Origin of the sequence: Congregibacter sp. (assembly GCF_045107095.1) — a bacterium.
Classification (GTDB): domain Bacteria; phylum Pseudomonadota; class Gammaproteobacteria; order Pseudomonadales; family Halieaceae; genus Congregibacter.
Genome location: NZ_JBGCFU010000075.1, coordinates 18338 through 42756, shown reverse-complemented (window position 1 = coordinate 42756; position 24419 = coordinate 18338). Strand labels below are relative to the sequence as shown.

General features: G+C 54.6%; 19 protein-coding genes, 1 tRNA gene and 1 pseudogene. 8 read left to right on the top strand and 13 right to left on the bottom strand.

Annotation, left to right across the window (positions count from 1 at the left end):
- Nucleotides 1-2 precede the first annotated feature (2 nt).
- Nucleotides 3-78: transfer RNA gene (locus AB8B76_RS11380), tRNA-Ala, on the bottom strand.
- A 197-nt stretch (nucleotides 79-275) separates the two neighbouring features.
- Here AB8B76_RS11380 and AB8B76_RS11375 point away from each other — a divergent pair.
- From AB8B76_RS11375 to AB8B76_RS11360, 4 genes are read left to right on the top strand one after another with little or no spacing between them, the layout of a single operon-like run.
- The gene (locus tag AB8B76_RS11375) at nucleotides 276-1265 is read left to right on the top strand and encodes a prenyltransferase (RefSeq protein ID WP_405272568.1); all 990 of its coding nucleotides are present in this window, start codon (nucleotides 276-278) and stop codon (nucleotides 1263-1265) included.
- Between the two features lie 46 nt (nucleotides 1266-1311).
- Complete coding sequence (locus AB8B76_RS11370; protein WP_405272567.1) at nucleotides 1312-2637, top strand: APC family permease; 1326 nt, start codon at nucleotides 1312-1314, stop codon at nucleotides 2635-2637.
- A 15-nt stretch (nucleotides 2638-2652) separates the two neighbouring features.
- On the top strand, nucleotides 2653-3027 hold the full coding sequence (locus AB8B76_RS11365) for a DUF4345 family protein (protein ID WP_405272566.1): 375 nt from the start codon (nucleotides 2653-2655) through the stop codon (nucleotides 3025-3027).
- Nucleotides 3027-6449 carry an AsmA family protein gene (locus AB8B76_RS11360; RefSeq protein ID WP_405272564.1) on the top strand — a complete coding sequence of 1141 codons (3423 nt, stop codon included), beginning with the start codon at nucleotides 3027-3029 and terminating at the stop codon, nucleotides 6447-6449. The genes AB8B76_RS11365 and AB8B76_RS11360 overlap by 1 nt, the downstream gene beginning before the upstream one ends.
- A 26-nt stretch (nucleotides 6450-6475) precedes the next feature.
- On the opposite strand, the gene gltX is transcribed toward AB8B76_RS11360, so the two are convergent.
- From gltX to AB8B76_RS11335, 5 genes are all read right to left on the bottom strand, one after another.
- Entirely contained in the window at nucleotides 6476-7957 is a 1482-nt protein-coding gene (gene gltX / locus AB8B76_RS11355; RefSeq protein WP_405272562.1) for a glutamate--tRNA ligase, read from the bottom strand.
- A 61-nt stretch (nucleotides 7958-8018) separates the two neighbouring features.
- Nucleotides 8019-9131: an alkaline phosphatase D family protein gene (locus AB8B76_RS11350; RefSeq protein ID WP_405272560.1), complete on the bottom strand. Its 1113-nt coding sequence runs from the start codon at nucleotides 9129-9131 to the stop codon at nucleotides 8019-8021.
- Nucleotides 9131-10363, bottom strand: coding sequence for a kynureninase (gene kynU / locus AB8B76_RS11345; RefSeq protein WP_405272559.1), 1233 nt, complete (start codon nucleotides 10361-10363; stop codon nucleotides 9131-9133). Before kynU ends, AB8B76_RS11350 begins: the two co-directional genes overlap by 1 nt.
- The gene (locus tag AB8B76_RS11340; protein ID WP_405272557.1) at nucleotides 10360-11238 is read right to left on the bottom strand and encodes an alpha/beta hydrolase family protein; all 879 of its coding nucleotides are present in this window, start codon (nucleotides 11236-11238) and stop codon (nucleotides 10360-10362) included. The genes kynU and AB8B76_RS11340 overlap by 4 nt, the downstream gene beginning before the upstream one ends.
- A 19-nt stretch (nucleotides 11239-11257) precedes the next feature.
- Complete coding sequence (locus AB8B76_RS11335; RefSeq protein ID WP_405272555.1) at nucleotides 11258-12523, bottom strand: dipeptidase; 1266 nt, start codon at nucleotides 12521-12523, stop codon at nucleotides 11258-11260.
- Between the two features lie 272 nt (nucleotides 12524-12795).
- Here AB8B76_RS11335 and dusA point away from each other — a divergent pair, with 272 nt between their 5' ends.
- Genes dusA through AB8B76_RS11320 form a run of 3 tightly spaced genes read left to right on the top strand, consistent with a single transcriptional unit; the run spans nucleotide 12796 to nucleotide 15240 of the window.
- On the top strand, nucleotides 12796-13824 hold the full coding sequence (gene dusA / locus AB8B76_RS11330) for a tRNA dihydrouridine(20/20a) synthase DusA (protein ID WP_405272553.1): 1029 nt from the start codon (nucleotides 12796-12798) through the stop codon (nucleotides 13822-13824).
- Between the two features lie 22 nt (nucleotides 13825-13846).
- Nucleotides 13847-14800, top strand: coding sequence for a transaldolase (gene tal / locus AB8B76_RS11325; protein ID WP_405272551.1), 954 nt, complete (start codon nucleotides 13847-13849; stop codon nucleotides 14798-14800).
- Nucleotides 14797-15240, top strand: a complete 444-nt coding sequence (locus tag AB8B76_RS11320) for a TerB family tellurite resistance protein (RefSeq protein WP_405272549.1) — start codon at nucleotides 14797-14799, stop codon at nucleotides 15238-15240. Before tal ends, AB8B76_RS11320 begins: the two co-directional genes overlap by 4 nt.
- A gap of 9 nt (nucleotides 15241-15249) precedes the next feature.
- Here AB8B76_RS11320 and AB8B76_RS11315 read toward each other — a convergent pair whose 3' ends face one another.
- The 7 genes and pseudogenes from AB8B76_RS11315 to hrpA all read right to left on the bottom strand — a co-directional run.
- Entirely contained in the window at nucleotides 15250-15732 is a 483-nt protein-coding gene (locus AB8B76_RS11315) for an STAS domain-containing protein (RefSeq protein WP_405272547.1), read from the bottom strand.
- The gene (locus tag AB8B76_RS11310) at nucleotides 15725-16915 is read right to left on the bottom strand and encodes a PP2C family protein-serine/threonine phosphatase (RefSeq protein ID WP_405272545.1); all 1191 of its coding nucleotides are present in this window, start codon (nucleotides 16913-16915) and stop codon (nucleotides 15725-15727) included. The genes AB8B76_RS11315 and AB8B76_RS11310 overlap by 8 nt, the downstream gene beginning before the upstream one ends.
- 131 nt (nucleotides 16916-17046) lie before the next feature.
- Nucleotides 17047-17778 (bottom strand): VacJ family lipoprotein, encoded by a 732-nt coding sequence (locus AB8B76_RS11305; protein ID WP_405272543.1) that lies wholly within the window; start codon nucleotides 17776-17778, stop codon nucleotides 17047-17049.
- Nucleotides 17779-17963: 185 nt separating this feature from the next.
- Complete coding sequence (locus tag AB8B76_RS11300; RefSeq protein ID WP_405272541.1) at nucleotides 17964-18719, bottom strand: DUF2063 domain-containing protein; 756 nt, start codon at nucleotides 18717-18719, stop codon at nucleotides 17964-17966.
- On the bottom strand, nucleotides 18716-19570 hold the full coding sequence (locus AB8B76_RS11295) for a DUF692 domain-containing protein (protein ID WP_405272539.1): 855 nt from the start codon (nucleotides 19568-19570) through the stop codon (nucleotides 18716-18718). Before AB8B76_RS11295 ends, AB8B76_RS11300 begins: the two co-directional genes overlap by 4 nt.
- Entirely contained in the window at nucleotides 19570-19920 is a 351-nt protein-coding gene (locus AB8B76_RS11290; RefSeq protein WP_405272538.1) for a hypothetical protein, read from the bottom strand. Before AB8B76_RS11290 ends, AB8B76_RS11295 begins: the two co-directional genes overlap by 1 nt.
- Nucleotides 19921-20077: 157 nt before the next feature.
- Nucleotides 20078-23866, bottom strand: a pseudogene (hrpA, locus tag AB8B76_RS11285) (ATP-dependent RNA helicase HrpA); the annotation flags it as partial.
- An 86-nt stretch (nucleotides 23867-23952) separates the two neighbouring features.
- Between hrpA and AB8B76_RS11280 the strand changes: the two are divergent.
- Nucleotides 23953-24405 (top strand): MaoC family dehydratase, encoded by a 453-nt coding sequence (locus AB8B76_RS11280; protein ID WP_405272536.1) that lies wholly within the window; start codon nucleotides 23953-23955, stop codon nucleotides 24403-24405.
- Nucleotides 24406-24419: the final 14 nt, after the last annotated feature.

Here is a 24419-nt window from a genome sequence, read left to right as displayed (position 1 = left end):
ATTGGTGGAGCCAGGCGGGATCGAACCGCCGACCTCAACACTGCCAGTGTTGCGCTCTCCCAGCTGAGCTATGGCCCCATAAAGGAGGCGCGAGTCTAATAGGGGTCGGCGGTAATTTCAAGAGACGACTACCGATCGCGGAAAACAACATACATTCGCGAAATCCCGCTGGGCACCAACTCCCTTAGGGCCAGTGACCTGCTAAACTTGTGGCAGCCTAATCGCGACTTCCAGAGCGCTTAAGTTGTGGTAATCACACTGGAGAATTCCTAGAAATGAATGAATCCCCCACCTGGTGGCAGGCCGTGACCACGGTACCTCGCCTGAACCCGGGACAATGGCAGACGCTCGCCTTGCCCGTTCGATGGCTTTTGGCCGTACGTTCTTCAGTGCTGTTTATGACGTTAATGTCCGCGGCACTGGGTGGTTTACTCGCTTGGCGCGACGGCAGCGGTGATTTGGGACTGTGGCTCCTGTGCGTGCTCGGTCTGATGCTTGCCCATGCGACGAACAACTTACTTAATGATCTCACCGATTCCGCGAAAGGCATTGATGCGGGCAACTACTATCGAAACCAATATGGGGTTCATGTGCTGGAAGACGGCCTCATGAGTCGTAAACAGTTCCTCGTGTACATTGGTCTCACGGGGGGCGCCGCCCTCCTCGTTGGCGTTTATCTAATCGTGGAACGGGGAGGATTGACGTTGCCGCTGATGCTCGCCGGTGCCTTCTTCGTGCTTTTCTATACGTGGCCGCTCAAGTACATCGGCCTGGGAGAGCCAGCGGTACTTTTAGTGTGGGGGCCTTTGATGGTCGGTGGGAGCTACTACGTCAGCACCGGGGAATGGAGCGCCTCGGCTGCATGGCTCGGTCTCTTGTACGGTATTGGTCCAACAACGGTGCTCTTTGGCAAACACATCGACAAGCTGGAAATGGATCGCGATAAGGGGGTGAAAACTCTTCCGGTGCTCCTTGGCCAGAATAATGCGCGCCGCGCAACGCAGGTATTACTGGTATCGCAGTACATCGGCTGTGCAGTCCTTATCGCCAGTGGCACCGAACACTGGATCCTGGCTGCAGTGCTCTTGAGTGTTCCAGCGCTCCTGCGCGCCGTAAAAGCACTACAACATAGCAAACCTCTTGAGCGCCCCGAAAACTACCCAAAGCGAATTTGGCCGCTGTGGTTCTCCGCGCAGGCCTTTGGACACACACGACAATTTACCAGCCTGTTTGTCGCGGCATTGCTAGTCACTGTATGGCTTTAAGGCCCTTGAAAGTTGCACCGCAGAAGCTTTCGCGGAACAATGCCCCGTGACCCGATTTCGACCATCAGTAGCCGCCGCCATCGTCATCGCCAATATGATCGGCACAGGCGTCTTCACCAGTCTTGGCTTCCAGCTCGTGGAAATTCAATCTGCACCTGTTTTGCTATCGCTTTGGGCGGTAGGTGGACTCGCAGCTCTATGTGGCGCCCTGTCTTACGCTGAGCTCGGCGCAGCTCTGCCCCGTTCCGGGGGCGAGTACAACTTCTTGAGCGAAATCTATCACCCTAGCGCTGGCTTTATCTCAGGCTGGGTCTCGGCAACAGTGGGATTTGCCGCGCCAACCGCCTTGGCGGCGATGACCTTTGGCAGCTATTTGTCGGCCGTGTTCCCGCAGCTCTCGAGTATCTGGCTGGCAACGGGACTGGTCGTCGTTCTGGCGTTCGCGCACAGCAGAAGCCATAAAAGCTCGGGCAGCACCCAAAGCCTGTTTACTCTACTGAAGATACTATTAATCATTGGCTTCGCCGGCTTAGCGCTACTATTTAACGACTCTGGACAGTCAACGCGGTTTCTCCCTATCGATGGTGACGGCGCGCTCTTATTTTCTGGTGCCTTCGCGGTATCGCTTATCTATGTGAACTACGCCTATTCCGGGTGGAATGCAGCGACCTACATCACCGGTGAACTCGAACATCCCCAACGTTCTTTGCCTATTGTGCTAATCGCAAGCACCTCTTTAGTTTGCCTGTCTTATTTACTGCTCAACTACGTTTTTCTGGCCGTGGCCCCCATGGACGCCATGGTCGGCAAAGTTGAAGTGGGTTACGTCGCTGCGAGCTACGCTTTCGGTGAGGCTGGAGCCACCATCATGGGAGTCCTTTTGGCGCTCCTACTAGTGTCGACGGTGAGCGCCATGATTCTGGCAGGACCTCGAGTGCTCCACCGCATCGGCGAAGACTTCCCTCTCTTTGCGCTTCTAGGCCGTGTAAATAAAGATGGGATCCCTTCTACAGCGGTACTTGTTCAAGCTGCCGTAGCGCTCGCCTTTTTATGGTCTTCATCCTTCGATCGGATACTCGTATTCTCCGGTGCAACTATGGCGCTGAATACCTTTTTCACCGTAATGGGCGTATTCATATTGCGCTGGCGTCAGCCTGATTTACCGCGGCCGTTTCGAACCTGGCTTTACCCCTTTCCGCCTATTATTTTTCTGTTGATCACCGGCTGGACGCTACTGTACATCGTCTTGCAACGCCCCATAGAAGCGATGATTTGTGTGGGCATCGTTGTATCCGGAGCGGCGTTCTATGTGGTCAGCCAGCGCCTCGGCGCTCGCCTCGAGTCGCAGCAACCACGCCCAGATGTTCCATAGTCCCGAGGCCTAACGATGACTCGCATATTCTTAATTTTTGTCGCCCTGGTATTTGTAGGATACGGCGTCGCCTGTACTGTCGACCCTGTTCTTCCTGCGCGCCTCGCGGGCTTACAGATACTTAGTGGTGACGGCTACGCAGAAATGTCCGCTATGTATGGCGGGCTTCAAGCTGGTGTCGGTGTCTTTTGCCTTATCGCAGCCTTTAAACCGCAGCTCTCACGCAGCGCGTTACTGCTCCTTGTTTTAGCCATCGGCCTCTTGGCGGCCACCCGTGCCTTGGGAGCTCTGCGCAGCGACGAAGTGCTCACCGGTTACACCTGGGGTGCTTTAGCTTTTGAGACCTTTGTAACGGCTGCTGCGGCAGCACTACTTTCTCGCAACAGTTAATGCGACTAAAACCGGCGCTCCTGCTGCTGATCGTCACGCTGGGTGTTGGCGCGGCATCGCTAGCCCTGTCTCTAAGAAATGGACTCTCCCTGGGATTTGCGAGTTCTTTTCTGGAAAGCCGCATAAGCCAAGCTTTAAACAGGCAAGTCACCCTTTCCGATCCGCCACGTATTCAAATTGATTCCGGCGTCAGGCTTAGCCTCAGCAACATCACGCTGGCCAATGCTGTGTGGGCAGAAGGCACTGAGATGCTGCAGTTGCAATCTCTTGAGGCGCTGATCGATCCGTGGACTCTTTTCGACGATCAAATCATCGTTAATCACTTTTTCATTCAGGGTTTAAGGCTGCGTCTCCACAAGAACAGCAATGGTGTAAGCAATCTACCGGAATTACCCGTAGGGACTGACGATGAAATGGAAAAGCCATCACCACCCGGACCACCGCGCGTGGCAGTCAAACATCTGGAGTTGCGTGATGTTCACATCCAGCGCAAAAATGACATAAGCGGAAACATCGTAGACCTGGTTATTGAATCCTTAAGGCAAGAGGCGCCGAATCAAAATACCTTGAGGATGAAAGGGAATGGCAACCTGCAGGGCCGCCCCTGGCAGCTCGAGGTAGATGGCAGCGGATTCAACACCATTCGAACGGGTCGCAATGTGTCGGCGACGTTTGTTGGCGAGATTGGTGAGCTAGAGCTCAAAGGCAGTTATCAGATCCCTGACATAGCTGAGCTTCGGAACCTCACCCTCGATGCCCAGTTATCTGGCCCTATACCCGACAGGCTCGCAGAATTGTCACCAATACTCGAGGCCGACGATCCCGCAAACATCGTGCTGAAGGTTGAAGACGTGGAACCGGGACTCGACCTGAGCTTGCAAGCAGAGCTCCCTCATCTGACCGCTAGCCTTCATGGCAGCATCGACAACCCCGGTTCGGGCGATGGCATGGACCTCGATATGCAGCTTGATGCCGACAGCCTACCAAGGCTTGCGCAAGCTCTAGGATTGGGTCCTGGTGCCGATGTCCCGCTATCTCTCAAAGGTCGTCTTTTACGAAAGGGTAAACGCATCGAGTTTCGGGATGCGACTTTCAAAGCCGGCAACAATAATCTGGAAGCCGATGTCGTGTTGCCGGCATTTCCCGGCACCAACGGCGGAACAGTGCACCTCAGCGCAAGCGGGCCAGATTTCTCCTTTTTTCAGAAGCTCTTCGAACTCACACCGAACCTCGAAAAGCCCTATTCCCTCGACATAGACATACAGAACAATGTCGATCGTGGTGAATACGTTGAGGGCAAATTATCAATTGGCGCCCATGAGCTGCAGCTTTCGGGCACTCTGGCTAACTTTCCAAACTATGCTGGCAGTGACCTCAACATCGATTTAGGCAGCCCTAGTCTTAGCACCATTGCCGCAAATTTTGGGGTAGACATCCCGGATACGCCGCTAAGCGTAAACGGCAATTTGTCTATCTCGGACGATGCTGTCATCAGTATCCATACTGCAGATGTTTTTGCCTATGACGTCCACGGCCAACTCGAAGGTCGCTTAAACAGTTACCCCAAATTCGACAACGCGGACATCCATTTAACGGCGGACGCTCAATCTCTTAATCAATTGGGGCAACGTCTCGGTTTAGCGGCTCTGGGTGAGGCTCCCGTCAGCTTCGCCGTGGATGTTAGGGGCAAGCCTGAAAGCATAGTGATCAGTAATCCTCGCTTACGGGTGGGCGGTTTTAGTTTAGAGGGCCGCGAGGGCGGCCTGCGCTATGCAAATAAGGCACTATCAAGCGACCTGCAACTCGTGGGGCAGATATCTAACGTAAACGCGCTACTGGGTGACTACGCCTCGGCGCACTTACCTTCGGGTGATTACAGTTTCGAACTAGCTCCAACACTTACGCCCGAACTGTTTTCCGTTGATCTGCAGAAACTCTCTGGACCTGAGGTCAGCGGCGACGCCCGCCTTGAAATCAGCCGGGACTTCAGCATCAATGAGCACACCCTACTTGAGTCAAACCTCCGCTTTACTGACGTATCCCGGTTTATGCCCGACGTTGAAGCTTACTCCGCGCCACAGAGCCCCCTGACTCTGCGCGCTGTCACCCGTCCGGGGACGGATTCCACCAAAATAAAAGCAGAACTCTTTGACGACGAATCATCGCTGCTAAGCGCAGATATTACAGTGCCCTTGAACATCGAAGCAGGGATTAGCATCTCTGCCCGAGGGTCAGGAAGCGACCTGCGCAGCTTGGGAAGCATGTCATTCCTCCCCGAACAACCGGTCTCCTACAACATCAAGGTTGACGCAGAGATAAAAGATCAAATTACATCGGTGGACGCCCAGAACATTAGTTTGGGCGCCTCTCTTATTCGCGGCAATGCCCGCTGGGATAACGCAGAGAAGGCCCTCGTCGCTGCTATTGATATACCCGAGGCGGATTTACAGAGCTGGATAGTAAAAAGAGAGCAAAAAGACGCATCTGGCCCTCGCCTCGAAGACAACGACGGCCGACGGATCCCCGATATTCCTCTGCCGTTAGAGTGGTTGCATGACTATCGCGTTGATCTGTCTGTCACCACTGGCCCTCTTGGCCTTGGAGACCCGCAGTTCGTCGAGCAGTCGCTTGTAGAACAAGCAACGCTGCGACTGGAGGTTGGCGATGGCCAGGGGCTTCTCACCATAGAACGTCTCGAGGGTAGTCGCGGCAGTTATAAAGGCAATCTAGCCGTCTCTGACACGGGCGATCTTGCGGAGCTTAAGAGTGACCTGACGGTAGCAGGTATGCCATTGGGATTGGTGGCCGCGGGCGCGCAGTACGAAGCACTGCCACGATACGATCTTCGCAGTGCATTGACGGCAAGCGGTAACAGCTTAAGAGGCGTTGCCGCCTCGCTGGATGGTGAGTTCCTGATGACTGGCGGATCGGGCACTCTGCGTAAGATGAAGCTGAGTGCTGCCACGGAGTCCTTTGTCGCACAGGTGTTTCAGACCCTTCTTCCCATGCTCACCAAGGGCCAAACGAACATGGAGGTCGAGTGCTCTGTTCTGGCGGCGCGGGCTGAGCAAGGTATTCTAAGCCTTGACCCTGGTTTCGTTTTCCGAAGTGCTCAGATTGACCTTTCGGCTCAGGGCCAGATAGATTTGCGCAGTGAAAAACTGAACATCAGCTTTAACAACAAAGCGCGCAAAGGGCTTGGCATTAGCGCTGCCAGCGTGATTAACCCCTTTGTGGCTGTAACCGGCACGCTGGCAAAACCAAGCCTGAGTCTTGATATCGCAAGCTCTGCTATCAGTGGGGGCGCTGCGGTCGCTAGTGCAGGGGTAACCATCATCGCCAAACCATTACTCGAAAGAATTTTTGCGCGCGGTAACCCCTGTGAAGCTGCCTTGGAGGCCTGGAACGAACCTGAGGAATAGTCCTCAACAAATCGGGAAAACCGCTTTCAAATAGCTTGGTATTCCTTCTCCAGACGCTTCGCCGCTTTTTTGGATACGCCGCCCAGGGTGTCTATGGCATGTCGAATACGTGCGCGACTCATGTCGGGACCGAGCAAGCTCATCGCATCCACGACTGAGATCGACGCGCGGCTACCGGAGATCGCAATAAACAACGGAGCAAGAAAGTCGCGAACTTTAATCTCAAGACTATCCGCCAAAGTCTTCATTGCGTCCCACACCGCATCGCGGCTCCAGTCCTGCAACGCCTCCAGACGCCAGAGTGCAAACTGCAGAGTTTTCATTATCTGTTCTGTCTCCGTGCCCAGCTCGGTGAACTGCTCGGGGCTTAAAGACAGCTCCCCGGACACCAAGAACGCCGACTGCGGGGCGAAGTCGCTGAGTGTTTCCATCCTTTGTTGCAAATGGGGTAGCACTGCCGCCAATTGCTCGGCGTTGAACGCCCACTCAACCAAGCGCTGGGCAAGCTGTTCCTGACTAAGGTCTTCGCGAATCCACATACCGTTGAGCCAGCGCAACTTTTCGACATCGAAAATAGGGCCGCCCAGGGAGACCCGTTGAATATCAAAGGATTCCTGCATTTGTGAAAGGCTGAACTTCTCGCGCTCGTCGGGCATGGACCACCCCATACGACCCAAATAGTTGCACAGCGCCTCCGGCAAGAATCCCATACGCTGGTAATACAGAATACTCGTAGGATTCTTGCGCTTACTAAGCTTCGATTTATCGGGGTTGCGAAGCAAGGGCAAGTGACAGAGCACCGGCATGTCCCAGCCAAAGTAGTCATAGAGAAGCTGGTGTTTAGGGGCGGAGTTTATCCACTCTTCCCCGCGGATCACATGGGTAATCTCCATGAGGTGATCATCCACGACATTCGCCAAGTGATAAGTAGGCATGCCATCGGACTTGAGAAGAATCTGAGCGTCGACCATGCTCCAATCAAGTTCAATCTCGCCGCGCAGCAAGTCCTGCACAGCACATACCCCGGCGTGTTCCGGAACAATCATACGAATAACGTGGGGCTCACCCGCCGCTCGGCGCTTTTCTATCTCATCAGCCGGCAGCGCTAAATCGGAGTGCTTGAGGGCCGTGCTGTTTCCGGCAGCGCGCCGAGACTCTCTGAGCTCATTTAACTCCTCAGGACGGCGATAGCAGACGAACGCCTTGCCCTCATCAACGAGCTGCTGAGCGTATCCGCCATAAATTTCCATACGTTCGCTTTGACGATACGGACCGTGCGGGCCGCCAACGTCTGGACCCTCATCCCAATCCAGACCCAACCATCGCAGGGAATCCAGAATCGCCTGCTCCGATGATGCAGTGGAGCGTGTCTGATCCGTATCTTCGATACGCAATACAAACTGCCCCCCATGGGCTCGAGCAAAACAGAGATTGAACAAAGCGATATACGCAGTGCCAACGTGGGGATCCCCTGTAGGAGAGGGAGCAACGCGAGTTCGAACAGTCATAACAAAATCTAGTAGTTAGCGAGGGCGGTGATTATAGGCGCTCAAAAAAAGATTGGCAGGCCTAATTACTCAGAGCACGAAGCAGCGTGCGTACAACCAGCCCATTCGCGTCGTGCAAACTAAGCTCCACCACACCCGCTTTCCAATCGATATCCAAAGAACCAAAGTTTGCCTCGCCGTAGAGCTCGCCCAATCGGTAGGGGCCATCCTCAGCGAGAGCGTTGTAGCGATTAGGAAGGGATATAGGATTGTTGAGTGCGGAGGATGTGAACTCCACCAGCGACGTGTGCGTGCCGATGTCCCGTTCATAGAAACCCGCCACATGGCGATCACCGGACAAAAGCAACACCGGCGCAGTGTCGTTCGCCCTTAAGACATCAAACAAGCGCTCGCGCTCCAGAGGTAGCTGCCGCCACCCTTCCCATCCATGCCCGTCAGCGAGCACTTGAACTGATGAGACTATGATGCGCAGGTCCGCGTCCCGCTGAAGCTCAGCTTCGAGCCAACGCCATTGCTCATCACCGAGCATTGTCTTTTGCGCATCATCATCCGGTATGTACCGCTCTTTGCCCTTCGCTCCGTAATCGTCGCTCGGGCGCAGCGCAGAACGGAAAAACCGCGTGTCCAGCACAATCAGTTGTAGCTGTTTCCCGGCTTCTCCGATCAGCTCGCTAAAATATATGCCTGAGCGTTCTCGTCGCGGGTCATCCATTCCTACCCAGCTGCGCTCAAAGAGACGCTCGGACTCCAGACGCCAGGGAAAGTCTCCTCCTCCATCGTTCCTGCCAAAATCATGATCGTCCCAAACGCTCAAAACCGGGACATCACTTCTCAGTGCGGCAAATTCGGGGACGCCCTGGAGCAATCGATAAGCCGCACGCAACTTCGTAAGAGCGGCGGAGTCGTCGTCGCTATCGGGATAAAGCGTATCTCCCGCGAAGATAAACAGGTTGGGTTGCGTGTCTGCGATGGATTGCCAGACGCGCTCCCCTCCCAATTGAGCCTTGTAGCATGACCCAAACGCCAAACGCGTTACCGTTGCGGCGGCATCTAACTCCAGTGATTCAAAAGCCGGTTTCGGCGTTGAATTCGGGATCACCGGCCATTGGGCAAATGCAGGTGCACAGACAAAGATGAGGGAAAGCAGTCTTAAGTGGAAACTCTGAGCGCGCATCAAGTCACCGTAGGTCGCGTTGTGAACCGATCATCCAGATGCAGCCCGCTTACGAGGATATCTTCCAGGACGTCGAGAGCCTTTTGAGCATCAGCAAAGCTGTTGTACAAGGGCGAAAAACCAAAACGAACAATATCCGTCGCCCGAAAATCAACGATAACCTGTGCCTCGATAAGAGCCTGACATAACCCCCATGCATGCTCGTAACGAACGCTTACCTGACTACCCCGTCTTCGATGCTCTCGCGGGGTGATGCACTTGAGGGAAGCGAGTAAATCGCGAGATTCAAGACCCTCCATAAAAAAGTCCGTTAAAGCCAGCGACTTCTCGCGCAGCTGTTCAATGCTTACCTTCTGAAAAACATTGAGCGCGGCGTTCAACGCAACCATGCTGATAATGGCCGGGGTTCCCGCTTGATAGTGCTGCACTCCCCCTGCCGCCTCATAATCTGCCACAAAAGCGAAGGGATCCTGATGACCCAGCCATCCTGACAGGGGCTGGCGTGCTTGGGCATGGTGGCGCTTGTTAACGTAGAGAAAAGCCGGGGCACCTGGGCCGCCATTGAAGTACTTGTACCCACAACCCACCGCAAGATCGACACCTATGCGATCAAGCTCAATCGGTATAACGCCCGCTGAATGCGCAAGATCCCAAAGTACCAGAGCACCTGTGGCATGGGCTGCGTCGGTAAGCGCCTGCATGTCATGGCGCTCGCCGCTGCGATAGTTGACTTCGGTGAGCATTAACACCGCAACATCATCACTCAGTGCCGCCTGCACATCCTGCGCTGCAACGCGGTGGAGTTCACAGCGGTCTTCTCCCAACATACCGGACAGCCCCTGGGCAATGTATGCGTCTGTAGGAAAGTCTTCATCAACGGCAAGAATCACTCTGCGCCCAGCATTAAGCTCAAGTGCCGTAGCCAATAGCTTAAACAGGTTTACCGAAATACTGTCGCTGCACAGTACTTGCCCAGGGCCGGCACCAATGAGCGCGGCAATACGCTCTCCGACCAAATTTGGTAAGCGAATCCAATCATGGGCATTCCAGCTAGTGATCAAATCGTCACCCCATTGATGCTCTACGGCGTCCTTTACCGCAGCAGTCACTGCTCGGGGCAACGCTCCGAGAGAATTCCCGTCGAGGTAGACCACACCTGGAGGTAACTGGAATAACTCTCTCAGCTGAGTAAGAGAATCCGCCTGATCCCTGGCAAGGGCTGACTCACTCATGGGCGTCGGGGCTGGATGGACACGCTGAGCACATCGAAAATCGCGTCGAGAATAGAATTGTATGCATCGGTATCCGGGTGGACCCAATCAAAATGACCTGCTCCCGGCAGTTCCATCATGCTGGCGCGCGTCATCGCGGTCATTTGTTCGGGCCCGACGATGCCATCTTCAGCACCTCGCAACAGTCGCACAGGCACGCGGGTGGGTAGTGAAGCTGGAGAAGCCTCAGCGTAGGCATCGGGATTCGAAGCGGCGCTCGTTCCCATAAAAGGCTCCGTCACAGCCTGACAGCTGTTGTCGCCCTCGGAGTAGCTCTTTAGATCGGTAATCGCGGCTAAGCCGATAGCGGCGGCAATGCGCACAGGAGGTTTAAGTAACTCAGGGTCTCGTGCGGCAAGCCATAGTCCTAAATGTCCGCCGGCCGAATGCCCCATGACCACCGTTCTAGACAGCGCCAAACGCGGGTTCTCTATGTCCGCCAGAGCATCCAATGCCAAAGCCATATCAACCGCTGAACCTGGCCAGCCACCTCCTGGCTCGCCCACCCGCCGATACTCCGGCACCCACACAGCATATCCATCAGCAGCAAGTTGAGCGGCCAATGGGTAGATATGCTCCGCACTGTAATCACTGAGCCAGCATCCTCCATGCACCAGAAAGATAACCGGTACCGGCCCCTCAGCTCTCAGTGGAGGCATCCACAGCGTCGCCCTTTGGGAAGGCGCCGCACCGTAACGTATGCTGTAATCGGGCTTGCGTGCCTTGAGTTCAAGTACCGATGAGAAGGACACGGGCATGTCGACGTCGGCCGCTACAACCTCAAAACGCCAAAGCGCTAGCCCTAACAACAGTGTCAGACCGAGAGCGTTTTTCATAAGAAAATGATGCCTTACTCTACCCCTGCACCGCCCCTACACCGCCTTCTGGAGGATCTTCTGCCGGCCGTTCAGTTTGCAGCCGCAGCGCTTCTTTCTCATTAGCTTCTAAAGCCCGCAACACATTGCCCCCAGCGATGGCTTCACAATCGGCATCGCTATATCCCCGACGCTTTAGCTCATCAAAGAGTGCAGGATAAGTGGAGACATCTTCCAGCCCCTGAACCACCGAGCTAATCCCGTCGAAATCGCCACCAAGTCCAATGTGCTCAACGCCGGCTACTTTACGAATATGGTCGATATGATCGGCCACCTGAGACAGCGTCGCTTCGGGCTTGGGATGGGCGACTTCCCACTCAGCCAGCAACTCGTCCCGAAGCCCTTCGTCATAGGGGTGCATCGCTGCCAGGCTCGCCTGCTGCCCCGTTCTCGCCAAGTCCCAATCGCGTCGCTCTTGCGAGATATATCCCGGTACAAAGGTCACCATGACCACTCCACCGTTCTTCGGCATACGCTTAAGGACGTCGTCAGGAACATTCCTTGGGTGATCGTTGAGACCTCTAGCCGAAGAATGAGAGAAAATAACCGGGGCCGTTACGGTATCGAGCGTGTCGTGCATTGTGGCTGCGGTTACGTGAGAAAGATCGACCAGCATGCCCAGTCGATTCATCTCACGCACTACGCTCTCTCCAAATTCTGTAAGACCATCATGACGCGGCGCATCCGTGGCTGAATCCGCCCACGCAAGACCCTTACTATGCGTCAGCGTCATATAGCGAGCGCCCGCAGCATAAAGGGAGCGCAAGGTGCCCAAAGAGTTTTCAATCGCATGACCTCCCTCAATACCCATGAGGGATCCGATCTTGCCTTCGGAAGCTGCACGGCGCACATCCGCCGCTGTCATAGCCAGCGCGAGATCGTCGGAATGACGCTCAACCAGGCGACGCACCACATCCATTTGATCAAGAACCAGGGCCGCATCGCCGGGCGCACCACCGTAGGCCGCAATAGGAACGTAGACAGACCAAAACTGCGCGCCAACGCCGCCATCTCTTAAGCGCGGGATATCGGTGTGCAAGGGTGGCTCCATGTCCTCGTGACGATCGGCAACATCGAGGGGCGCAAGACGGTTGCCGAAACGCTCGTGATATTGCCATGGCAGGTCGTTGTGACCATCGATGACCATGAACTTTGCGGAATCTGCACTTAGAGCCAAAGGTGCAAGGCCAATGCTGATCAATGCGGCCGCGGAGATCGAAAAAATATTGGGTTTCTTGCTATGCATGTTGCCTCACTAACTGTTACCGGGGAGAGGGGTTAATCGCTGCGTGGTCGCTATTGTGCGTTCTGTCTTGCCGCTTGACCAGTGGATGAAACCAGACAGACTACGAGAATAGATCATTAAACTGCTCATCTCTTACAAAAACACCGACAATGAGGAGCGCGAGCCCCTGAGAGAGTGCACTTGTAATATCGACCAACGTGCATCGACCGCATTCTGTCGATACAATTGCGCGCATCCTCAAACTCTGATGCTTCTAATGCGTCCCTTCGAGAATGTCCGAGTACGTATCCACACGCGTTCCCAGCAATACATCCAACGACAACATAGTGTCGCCTTGGCGTTTCTGCACGGCCCCCATGATGGATTGGTCCGACCGGCACTGTCGTTACTTCTGGCGTCTGCTGACCAATAACGCGCGGCTCTATACCGAGATGGTAACCACCGGCGCTCTTATTCATGGGGATCGCGACCGATTCCTGCGATTCGATGAGCGAGAGTCTCCCATTGCCCTGCAGCTTGGCGGCTCAAATTCCGACGATCTCGCTCGTTGCGCCAAGTGGGCCGAAGATTGGGGTTTTGACGAAGTTAACCTGAACTGCGGCTGTCCATCGGACAGAGTGCAAAACGGCGCTTTCGGTGCCTGCCTAATGGGCGAACCCGAACTCGTTCGCGATGGCGTGAAAGCTATGCGTAACGCCTGCACTATCGACGTCACCGTAAAACACCGCATCGGCATCGATCACATGGAGAGCTATGAGGAGCTTTGCCATTTTGTCGGCACCGTTGCCGAGGGCGGATGCAAAGTGTTCATCGTTCACGCGCGCAAGGCTTGGTTAAAAGGTCTCTCGCCCAAAGAAAACCGCGAAGTCCCACCCTTGAATTACCCCTGGGTTTATCAACTGAAGCAAGACTTTCCCGAGCTGTCTATCGTGATCAATGGGGGTATCGAGACTCTCGACGACTGCGATGTACACCTTCCCCATGTGGACGGAGTGATGCTCGGACGCAGCGCTTACCACAACCCTTGGATCCTCGCGGAGGTCGATCATCGATTGTTTGGGGAGCCAAAAGAGTTGCGCTACCGTGAAGACATTATCGAGGCGATATTGCCTTATGTGGAAAAAGAGCTGGGAAGCGGTGCTAGATTGAACCAGATCACTCGACACCTCCTGGGACTCTATCAGGAAGTGCCCGGTGCCAAGCGCTATCGTCGCCTACTCAGTGAGCAGGCGCATCGACCCGGAGCGGGCGCGGATGTACTCCGGGCAGCTGTCAACGAAGTCATGCAGCTAGCAGCCTGAACCCTACACAACCGAGAATTCTATGACCGACAAACTGAGCCAACTCAAAGCTATGACCGACGTGGTTGCCGATACGGGCGACATTGAGGCGATTCGACGCTTTACACCACTGGATGCCACCACCAACCCATCCTTGCTTCTCAAAGCCGCGGCACTACCGCATTATCAGGACATTCTTCTCAAAGCCAAAGAACGCGCTCACAGCGAAGGCGGTAGTAACAGCGAGCAGCTCGCAGCGTGCTGCGACTACTTTGCAGTAGCCGTTGGCACAGAGATTCTTGGAATCGTGCCCGGCCGCGTATCCACGGAAGTCGATGCTCGGCTGTCTTTTGATCGCGGGGCGACGATCGAGCGCGCTCACAGGCTCATCGCTTTGTATGAAGAAGCGGGCATATCGCGAGATCGAATATTGATCAAAACAGCATCAACCTGGGAAGGAATCAGCGCCGCACGACAGTTGGAACAAGATGGCATTCAATGCAATCTGACCCTCCTCTTCGGCTTCCCTCAGGCTCAGGCCTGCGCGGACGCGGGCGTGTTTCTTATTTCGCCTTTCGTTGGACGAATTCTGGACTGGTACAAGGCTAATACTGAGCTGCAGGTGAACAGCGGTGAAGACGACCCTGGTGTTCAATCTGTGCGGCGCATTTACAACTATTACAAGCAGCATGACTACGCAACCGTGGTCATGGGCGCCAGCTTCCGAAATTGCGGAGAAATCGAAGCCTTAGCCGGCTGCGATCGTTTGACTATAAGCCCCGCACTTCTTGAAGAGTTAGCCAATGACCATGGCGATTTACCGCAGAAGCTCAGTTCCGACAGCGCAAACAGCGAGGATGTCAGGAGCAATCTCAGCGAAGCGAGCTTTCGTTTAGCGGTGAATGAAGATGCCATGGCAACGGAAAAACTTGCCGAGGGCATTCGCAACTTCGTCGCCGACCAAAAACGACTTGAAGCATTGGTTAGCGAGCTGTGATTGAGGCGCTAAAAAAACTCTTTCTCGAAGACCCCAAAGAGAACCCTCGAAGCGCCGATGAGGTAAAGCGTATAGCCACTGCAGCGCTTCTCGTTGAGGTCGCGCGGGCTGATTTTGCCCAGGATGCCGAAGAAGAATCTGCAATGGCAAAGCTTCTGGTAAGTACCCTTTCTATTGACGAAAAGACTGTCAATGAACTCATCGCCGAAGCCAGTGACACGGTGGACAATGCGACATCGCTTTACGAGTTTACGCGCCTGGTCAACGACCACTATGACTACGCAGAAAAATGCCAGCTCATTAACGCGATGTGGCAGGTGGCCTATGCCGATAAGTCATTGAGCAAGTATGAAGAGCACTTGATTCGACGGGCATCGGAACTAATCTACGTGAACCACGAGGACTTTATTCGCGAGAAAATCGCGGCCTCCAAGAGCTGACGCGACGAATCAGTGGCGCTCCAGTGTGGCCACAAGCTCGCTAAAGCGTTCTCGGTTTTCTGAGGAAACATCCATCAACGTGCGGTGGGCCTCCAGTACCTTCTGGCGAACATCGTCTTCGCTCCCGGGAACCATAGGAATGCTTTGTCCACTACCCGAGGCACAACAGGTTTTCTCATGCATTTCGAATAAACGATCCAAGCCCATGCTCCCAAGGAGACGGTTGATACCGGCATCGCAGCAGTAAATCGCAGGACGAAAATCAAAGCGTTCGTGGACCGACATCGCTAGTTTGGCGAGCTGTCCAAGGGTGGTACTGTCAATGCCTTCCACATCACAAAGATCGACCCACACACTGCAAAACTCGGGATCGTCCAACATACCATCGACGTAGTCCTCGATAGACGCACAGAGCGTTAAGCGGACATCCCCCACGAGTCGCAGCACGTAGGCGCCGTTCTCACGCGCAGCGAGCACCTGACCCTCACTCATTGCTCACCCGCTTGCTGACAAACAATGCAGCAATGTCATCCGGAGCAGTTTCAGCGTTGTCTAGGCCCAACTGAGAGACCAGCTCTTCGGGGGTGTCCGCGGTTCGGGAAAACACATCGAGGAAAAAGGCTTCTTTCTCCACCAGATTCATTGGGGGCAGGATTTCGAGAATACCGTCGGAAAAGAGAGCCAGCATAAAGGCGTCAGGCAAATTGATAGTGTGCTCGTTATATTGGGCATCAGGCATCATTCCTACCGCATTGCCCTCTCCTTCGAGGTACGCGGCACCAGAGTCAGATACCAGTACTGGTAAAGGCAGATGGCCGGCCACACTGTATTGCAGCGTATTTTCAATTTGATCCAGTACACCCACCACCATTGTTGCGTACTTGCCCACATCGAGCTCCAGAAGCTCCCGGTTGGCAAGGCTGAGCATGGCAACGGGACTCAGGATTGCATTGTCATTGCGTCGTAAGTAATCGGAGCGCTTTCGCGCAAACAGGTTTTTCAGTAATACAGTAGCAAACGCCGATGAACTTCCGTGACCAGATACATCGGCCATAAAAAAGACGACATAGTGTTCGTCCACGGTGAAGTAATCAGTAAAGTCGCCGCTCAGATATAGCGAAGGAATGATCGTATGACTGAACATGTAGTCGCTCACCACCATGGGTGAGGTGGGCAGCATACGCATTTGCACCTGACGTCCGGCCTGCTGGTCCTTCTCCAGTACCCGCACCGTGTTCTTCAGCTCCCGGTTTGCGGCTTCGAGCTCTTGACGAGACCGTCGGAGTTCGCGGCTCATGGCACGCAATCGAACGCAACGTTCCATGGATGCCACGAGCGCTTCCGGGTCCTCTACAGGGGTCGCAAAAAAGTCATTCGCACCGAGCCTCAGCGCGCGCATCATGCTCGCCGAGCGGGACTCATTGCTAAACATCATCACGGGAACCTGAATATCCAGTTCCCTGAGACTAGCGCCTTCCGCGGCCCAGGCCTCGGGTGTGGCGTGGACATCACACAGCACTACGTCCCAATCGCTGCTTTCACCAAGGGAAGCGCTATAGGAGTCCAAAGAATTTGCGACGGAAGTGGTAAAGCCGGCAGTAGAAGCGAGTTCAGCCAGATTGCTGCCCCGGTTCGGATCGTCGTCAATGACCAGTACCTTACCGCTATAGGCCATTCAGTGTTGCTTCTTCAAAGTAATTAGCGGAACCCTACCCCTGCATTCACGCACAGGCAACAGGGGTTTTCAGCTTTGAGGAAGAATTCACAATTTTGCATGTATGGGACACATGCCAGATACGAAAAAACTTAAAACTCCTGGTCCCAGGCATCTTCAAAGTCAGAAAAATCATCCTGCACTTCGCCATCGTTCACAAACGCTGCCCTCTGTTGCAAGTAGGCGTCACGGACGAATATGTAGCGATCGCCAGAAATCAGCTCGTCAGAACCCAGCAGCCGTGCCCGGCCATGAACTAATTCAAGACCCCAGATGGAGTTTCGAATGCTGCGATTATCAACATACGGGGGCACAGAGAGTGCAAAGGTATCCACCAAAGTTCCTGTACCACTGCGGAATGTGCGCGGGCCGAAGAGCGGAAGCATCAAATAGGGCCCCTCGGGGACGCCCCACAGCGCCAATGTTTGACCAAAATCTGTGCGGTAAGGCCGGATCCCCATAGGCGTAGCGACGTCAAACAAACCTGCAACGCCCAACGTCGAGTTCACCAGAAAACGGCCGCCACTCTGGGACGCGCCTTCCCACCGCCACTGGAGCACAGCGTTAAGCGTGCTTGTTACGTCGTAGAGATTGGCAAAAAAGTTACTGACGCCCCGTTGAGCCGGCGCAGGCATGACAAAGTCATAGCCCTTGGCTATGGGACGAAGTGCCCAACGATCGAGAACGTCATTGACAACGAAAACAGGCCGGTTAATGGCCTCGAGGGGGTCATCCTCAGCCTGCAAAGCAGGCGCAAGGAGCAAACACGCGCCGACAATAATCGACAGCAAGGCCTGTCGCCAAGGCACCGCAAAGCCCAGCATTCTCGAACTCGAAAGCAATGCTGTAAGAGCGAAGCCTAAATGTACTTTTCGATCTTTGATAATCGATAGTCTCTTCGGTCAAAACTTTGTCAGTAACTTTGTCAGTAACTATGTCAGTAACTATGTCAGTAACTTTTTCAGTAATACTGTGGCGCCTTCGGCCGATGCAAAACCACTTTCGCGGATTATACGGCGGAACTCTTCAAGGCGATTATGCCAGCCTCGTTAAACTCTTTCAGCTGCGTCCATCCAAACTCAAGGAGCTGTTCGCTGGCCATACCCCACTCCAAGGCAAGACGGTTCAAAAGCGCAGCTATCGAACAATCAGCACCGTCACGCACCTCTTGAATAAGACGCGCAGCGCCGGGGCTTAATTCCATAAACTGCACGCGATTCCCACGATCGCGGTATACCAGCAGAAAACTGGGATCACCAGCCTCGTCGGGTTGATAGGAGCTACCAATGCGATGAACCGCAAAAACATAGCTCCCCAGCCTTGCCGTCGTCGAGAAGCTCGCCTCAATGGCGGTGAGCTCCACCTCCATTTCGGGCGGCCAAGCGCTCGGCACATCGCCTACCGCTACATCAACCGCGAGCTCCAACCATTCGTAGTGCGCAAGCTCAGCTTCAAAAGGACGTAGCTCGGCACTTGGGAGGGTTTGCATGAACGCCAGGAACTCCTCGCTGATCTGTAGAAACAAGGGGGTTTTACAGCGATGCATCTGAATAAACGCTCGCACCCGTGCCTCCCAGGCCTCATCGGTGTACAGGCCGCGCAGGATCGGAAACGCAGAGCTGATAAAACCCTCGATATTGCGATAAACCAAATCTCGATAGATTTGGAGTCGCCGCTGCTCAATGCCTGCCGGAGGAGAAAGGCCGTCCGGATCGCGCAGGTAGGCGGCCATCTCACGCTGCGCCTGATTCAACGCCGTACTCATGCCTTCAAATCCAGTGCTGGCAGAAGACGGCGGTGCTGCGCATTACGAATCTGTGTGATCTCACCCAAAAGCGTGTCGAGTTCGGGAAAGTTAAAATCTCGCTCCAGCAGTGTGGGCAGCGCCCCGACCCGAGCATAGGCCTCATCCAAAACCTCCCATACGGGATCAATAACATCTGCACCGTGGGTATCGACCTTCAGGTCATCCGCTTCGTCGAAATGACCAGCTATGTGGATGTAGCGCACTGCATCTAGTGGCAGCGCATCAATGAACGCCAACGGCTCGTAGCCATGATTCACGCTGTTGACGTAAACGTTGTTTACATCCAGAAGTAACTGACAGCCACTTTCCTCGACAACGGCGTTGATGAACGCAGCTTCGTCCATATCCTTGTGTGCCTGAGCGTAGTAAGAAGCGTTTTCAAGCACCAAGGGCATATCCAGGTAATCCTGTACCACCCTGATACGTTCACTCACGTAATGAACCGCCTCATCGGTAAAGGGAATGGGCAACAGGTCGTACAAATGGCCGTCCGCGGCGCAATAGGTTAAGTGCTCGCTGTAGATGGGCACGTCGAAGCGTTTTACGAGACTCGCTACCCCCGCGAGTAAATCCATGTCCAAAGGATCCGGGCCACCAATATCGAGTGACAAACCGTGCATAACAAAGGGGAAGCGTTCCCCGAGAGTGTCCAACCCGGCGGCATAGCGGCCACCGACACCTATCCAGTTTTCCGGGGCTAACTCGAGAAAATCGACGGCTTTTTCCTCCATAGACAACAACGGGCCCATGAGGGCCCGTCGCAGTCCAAGACCCGCGCCTGGCGGGTCCTGAGGTAGAGCTTCAGGCATTACGCGCCGCCGCACTTTCCTTCGCCACACTTGCCTTCGCCTTCGGCCTTGTCGCCACCACAAGAACCTTCACCTTCTGCTTTGTCGCCACCGCAAGAGCCTTCACTTTCGGACTTCTCGCCGCCGCACTTACCTTCTCCACACTTGCCTTCGCCTTCAGACTTCTCGGCGCCACACTTACCTTCTCCGCACTTGCCTTCTGGCTGTTGAGCATAAGAAGCAAGGTCATAGCCGCTGCTGAGCTGCTGGGCACCAAAGGGGTTGACGTCAGCAGATGCGATAGGCGCAATCGCAGAAGCCAGAAAAGCCGCGCCAAGAGCTGTTGCTAAAGGAGTTTTTGAATTTGCCATGTTGATAATCCTCAGTATTAAATCGTTGTCATTTTAGAGACGGTTGTCCGGTTCACTTCTGTGCTTGAGAGTCGCTCTTCTCATCACACTCCTACAATAAGACTGAGGCTGTAGGAATTAGTTTCTTTTGCGGAGGATTATTAAATGGGAATATTTACTATTCTTCCGGCGAGCGACAGGAGGTTCGTTTTTGCCAAGCGTCCACTAGAGCCCACTGTGCATTCAAGCGCTTCACAGAGACCGGTCGCGATGTACCAAGGTGTTGGGCAAACAACGACACCCGGAGTTCCTGCAACATCGTTTGAAAAGTGTACAAAGAGGAGGATAACTGGGCTGCTCCCGGAGTCTCCTTAAGCAGCTCGTGCATCGGAGCCTCTAATGCCGCAAGTGTGGCTTGATGTTCTTGATCCTTCCGATAGTTTGCCGCGAGGCGTTCAGCTCTCACCACCATAGCCTTGGCGTAACGCGGATAATGCCGAAGCTCATCGGTGGCCATAGCAAACAAGCCAGTACGACTCAGGAGATACTTCCGCTGCGCCGCAAGATCCTGTTTAGCCTCGCTGTACTGACCTTGGTGACGCTGAAGAATCTGTAGCGCATCTACCATGGCCACCAGCGTATTTTTGAGCTGAGCCTCAAGCTCATTAGCTACAGTGATAGTTGCGCGCGATAACTGATGAGCAGCATTATCAAAACGGGATTTTTCCCGGCAGTCAGCATTGAGCAGGCCAGAAGCATTTAAGGCCAGGGTGGGCAGAAGATTGTCAAGGAGCTCGTCTCGAGATACATCCAGCGCTGCAAAAAGAAGCGCGGTAGCGTTGTCTTTAAGAAAACGTTTACGCAGATCCCGAAACAGAGGCTTTGCAGAGAGCATTAGTAGTCGAGCAAGACCCCGACGCTGAGCCAGCAACGCCTCTCCCGGATAATCGAACAAAGCAATGCTTGCCGTATCTCCCCCATCGTCCAAAGCGGGGTAAGCCCGAATATCCACACCTGCCTGTCTGAACGCATACTCTCGATCCAAGACCTGAAAGTCCCAGGAGGTCAGACCCACGCGTGCAGGGGAGTCTCCGTCCTGAGTGGTCAGCTGTTGGCGCGTCGCCTCCTGAAATTCGGCGATCAGTGCATCGACGTCCCTACCTTGGGCAAGGAGCCTATTTTTCTCATCTACCACGCGGAGATTAATAAGATAGTAGTCATCAATCTCGGCGGTCGCCCAGTCGCTAGCGTCAATTCGGGGGCCACCTGCAGCACCTAAGGCACTCGCCAAAGCCTCGTTTAACGGCTGATCGCCAGGCTCCATATTCGCCAAAGCCCTGTCGACCCAATCGGGCACGGGAACCAACTGCTTCCGCACAGATTTTGGTAGTGCTTTCACTAAGGCCACGCACTTTTCCCGGAGCACTCCAGGCACCAGCCACTGCAGTCGGAATCGGGGAAGCCTGTTAAGCAGCCCCAAGGGCACGGTGATTGAAACGCCATCGGCCTCTTTTCCGGGGGAAAACTGATAGCTCAGCTTATAGTTCTGCCCTTCCCACTCGAGACGATCGGGAAAAGCATCTGTTAAAGCGCCTGGATCACGGGTAAGTAACTGTTCTCGGCGGAGCTTCAGTAACTGCGTCCGCTTATCATCCTCCTTAAGCCAGGCTGATAAGGACGTGGTGTTTGTCGCAGTACCAGGCAAGAGTTCATCGTAAAACTGAAACAGTGTCTCCTCGTCCACCAGCAGATCACGGCGGCGGGCTCGAGATTCAAGATCTTCCACTTCTCGTTGGAGACGTAAATTGTGCTTTAGAAACGCTGGGGGCTTAGACCATCGTCCTGCGATGAGCGCTTCACGAATCAGAAGCTCACGACATAAAGTCGGATCAATCTTGGCATAGTGCACAGCAACGCGATCGCTGACTGTAAGGCCAAAAAGGCTTGTTCTTCGCCAAGCAACCACCCTGCCCTGCTCTCGCTGCCAACGGGGTTCATAGTACTGATGCTTCAATAAGGCTGGGTTTACCTGCATCAGCCACTGCGCTTCAATAGAGGCGGCGGTGCGCGCATAGACTCTCTGAGTCTCGACGATTTCGCCCGCTACCAACCACTTTGGCGGTTTACGATAAACCGCCGACCCTGGAAACAACTGCAAGCGTCGGTTGCGGGCCGCCAAATACTCCCTGCGTTCGTCCTGTTGGGCAATGTTTCCAAGCAAGCCCGTAAGCAGAGAGCGATGCACGCCTGAGTAGTCTGTCTCAGCCGCCACTTCAAGTGCCGGTTTCAGACCCTGGCTACGACAGGCAATGCTGATCTGGCGGTGCACATCTCGCCACTCGCGCATGCGCAGCCAGGATAGGTACTCACGTTTGCAGAGTTTGCGAAGTTTGTTTTCACTCAACTCCTGTCGCTGCTCTTCGTAGTAGCGCCACAAATTCAGCAGACCCATAAAATCAGAGCGAGGATCAGTAAAGCGTGCGTGGGATTGGTCGGCCTGCGCCTGACGATCTGCTGGGCGTTCTCGAGGATCCTGAATCGAAAGAGCGCTGGCAATCACCAGCATCTCGGGCAATACGGAGAACTCCTGAGCCGAAAGAACCATTCTGGAAAGCGCCGGATCAATAGGAAAAGCCGCCATCCGTCGACCCAGTCGGGTCAACTGTTCTCGCTGATTTACCGCTCCCAGCTCATCGAGAAGCCGGTAACCGTCGCGAATCAACCGTGTATCCGGAGGTTCCAGAAACGGGAACTTTGAGATATCGCCTAAGCCCAGTTGCAACATCTGAAGCACTACGGCGGCAAGGTTACTGCGCTTGATCTCAGGATCCGTAAATTCAGGTCGACTGAGGTAGTCTTCTTCGGTGTACAAACGTAGACAAACACCCGGCCCGACGCGGCCGCAACGGCCCCGTCGTTGATCAGCACTTGCGCGCGATACAGGCTCAATGGGAAGGCGTTGCACTCGTGTTCGGTAGGAGTAGCGGCTAATGCGCGCTTCACCGGGATCAATCACAAAACGAATACCGGGCACGGTAACGGATGTCTCGGCGACGTTGGTTGATAAAACCACTCTCAAACCACGAGAACTGCTTCGCCCAAAGACTCTAGCCTGCTCCCCCTGGCTTAAGCGCGCATACAGCGGCAAGACATCCAAACCTGCGGCACCTCGGAGTTGGCGCGCCACATCACGGATGTCCCGTTCACCAGACAAAAAGACCAGCATGTCCCCGGGCTCTCCATGCACCCCAGCCTGCACTGCTTTGACCACCGAAGCCACTTGCCGCAGGAGGTCTTCAGAATCACTACTATCCCTGGACAGGTAGTGCGTTGTTACCGGATAACTGCGTCCCGAGACTTCAATAACCGGCGCGTTGTTAAAATGCTCTGAAAAACGCTGCACATCGATGGTTGCGCTCGTGACCAACACCTTGAGATCGGGGCGGCGCGGCAGGAGACGTTTTAAATAGCCCAGGATAAAATCAATATTGAGACTACGCTCGTGCGCCTCGTCGATGATCAGGGTGTCGTATTGCCGCAAGTCTCGATCTCGCTGCATTTCGCTAAGCAAAATACCGTCGGTCATGAGCTTTACTGCGGTGCGTTCGCCTAAGTGCTCCTGAAAGCGGACCTGGTAGCCGATCAGGTCACCCAGAGGTAGGCCCACTTCTTCAGCAATGCGCTGTGCGACCGTTCGCGCGGCTAATCGGCGAGGCTGGGTATGCCCGATGCGCTGCGTGCGACCTCGTCCCAGCTCCATGCAAATCTTCGGTAGCTGCGTGGTCTTACCTGAGCCGGTCTCCCCCGCTACGATCACCACTTGATGATCGCGCAGCGCGTCAGCAATCTCTTGGCGATGTTCCGCCACGGGCAGCTCAGGTGGATAGCTAAGGGCAGGAATGTCGCGAAGCACTGGAGCTTTGCTGTCAGTGCTCATAGGCAAAGCCCTCGCCATTGCTGCGCAGCAAGAGGTACTCTTATTGAGAGTGGCACTTTTACCCGCGCAATCACTCTAATAGCGGCGGCCAAGAGTTCTAGCTCCGCATGCACCCCATGACGAAGCTGCAAAAGCGAGGCACAACATTGAAGACCGATACCAGTTTTAGCTATGCGGAACTTACTGAGGGACAACAATGCGAGATAAAAAGGGAGTTGCTCGCTGCGGATATCGATGCGTTTGCGGATGCTAGTGGAGATCACAATCCCCTGCATACCGACGCCGAATTTGCCCGTGCTGCAGGCTTTAAAGACCGCATCGCCCACGGCATGCTGCTTGCGAGTTGGATCTCCGCAAGCTTGGCGCATACTTTGCCCGGAAAAGGAACGGTTTATCTTCGTCAAAGCCTTGAGTTTCGACAGCCCGCGCTGCCCGGCGATAAGCTGACTATTCGCCTCACGGTCAGTGAGAAGAAGCGTCGCGGCCGGGTAGTTATCGATTGTGTGATTTGCCATGAAGACGGTCGCGATGTGTTGCGCGGTAGCGCCGAGGTCATTGCACCGAATTAAGTTACAGCGCCCAA

Coding starts and splice junctions, on each gene's coding strand:
- AB8B76_RS11375 (WP_405272568.1), top strand. CDS start 276: ATGAATGAATCCCCCACCTGGTGGCAGGCCGTGACCACGGTACCTCGC.
- AB8B76_RS11365 (WP_405272566.1), top strand. CDS start 2,653: ATGACTCGCATATTCTTAATTTTTGTCGCCCTGGTATTTGTAGGATAC.
- AB8B76_RS11360 (WP_405272564.1), top strand. CDS start 3,027: ATGCGACTAAAACCGGCGCTCCTGCTGCTGATCGTCACGCTGGGTGTT.
- gltX (WP_405272562.1), bottom strand. CDS start 7,957: ATGACTGTTCGAACTCGCGTTGCTCCCTCTCCTACAGGGGATCCCCAC.
- AB8B76_RS11350 (WP_405272560.1), bottom strand. CDS start 9,131: ATGCGCGCTCAGAGTTTCCACTTAAGACTGCTTTCCCTCATCTTTGTC.
- kynU (WP_405272559.1), bottom strand. CDS start 10,363: ATGAGTGAGTCAGCCCTTGCCAGGGATCAGGCGGATTCTCTTACTCAG.
- AB8B76_RS11340 (WP_405272557.1), bottom strand. CDS start 11,238: ATGAAAAACGCTCTCGGTCTGACACTGTTGTTAGGGCTAGCGCTTTGG.
- AB8B76_RS11335 (WP_405272555.1), bottom strand. CDS start 12,523: ATGCATAGCAAGAAACCCAATATTTTTTCGATCTCCGCGGCCGCATTG.
- dusA (WP_405272553.1), top strand. CDS start 12,796: ATGTCCGAGTACGTATCCACACGCGTTCCCAGCAATACATCCAACGAC.
- tal (WP_405272551.1), top strand. CDS start 13,847: ATGACCGACAAACTGAGCCAACTCAAAGCTATGACCGACGTGGTTGCC.
- AB8B76_RS11315 (WP_405272547.1), bottom strand. CDS start 15,732: ATGAGTGAGGGTCAGGTGCTCGCTGCGCGTGAGAACGGCGCCTACGTG.
- AB8B76_RS11310 (WP_405272545.1), bottom strand. CDS start 16,915: ATGGCCTATAGCGGTAAGGTACTGGTCATTGACGACGATCCGAACCGG.
- AB8B76_RS11305 (WP_405272543.1), bottom strand. CDS start 17,778: ATGCTGGGCTTTGCGGTGCCTTGGCGACAGGCCTTGCTGTCGATTATT.
- AB8B76_RS11300 (WP_405272541.1), bottom strand. CDS start 18,719: ATGAGTACGGCGTTGAATCAGGCGCAGCGTGAGATGGCCGCCTACCTG.
- AB8B76_RS11295 (WP_405272539.1), bottom strand. CDS start 19,570: ATGCCTGAAGCTCTACCTCAGGACCCGCCAGGCGCGGGTCTTGGACTG.
- AB8B76_RS11290 (WP_405272538.1), bottom strand. CDS start 19,920: ATGGCAAATTCAAAAACTCCTTTAGCAACAGCTCTTGGCGCGGCTTTT.
- AB8B76_RS11280 (WP_405272536.1), top strand. CDS start 23,953: ATGACGAAGCTGCAAAAGCGAGGCACAACATTGAAGACCGATACCAGT.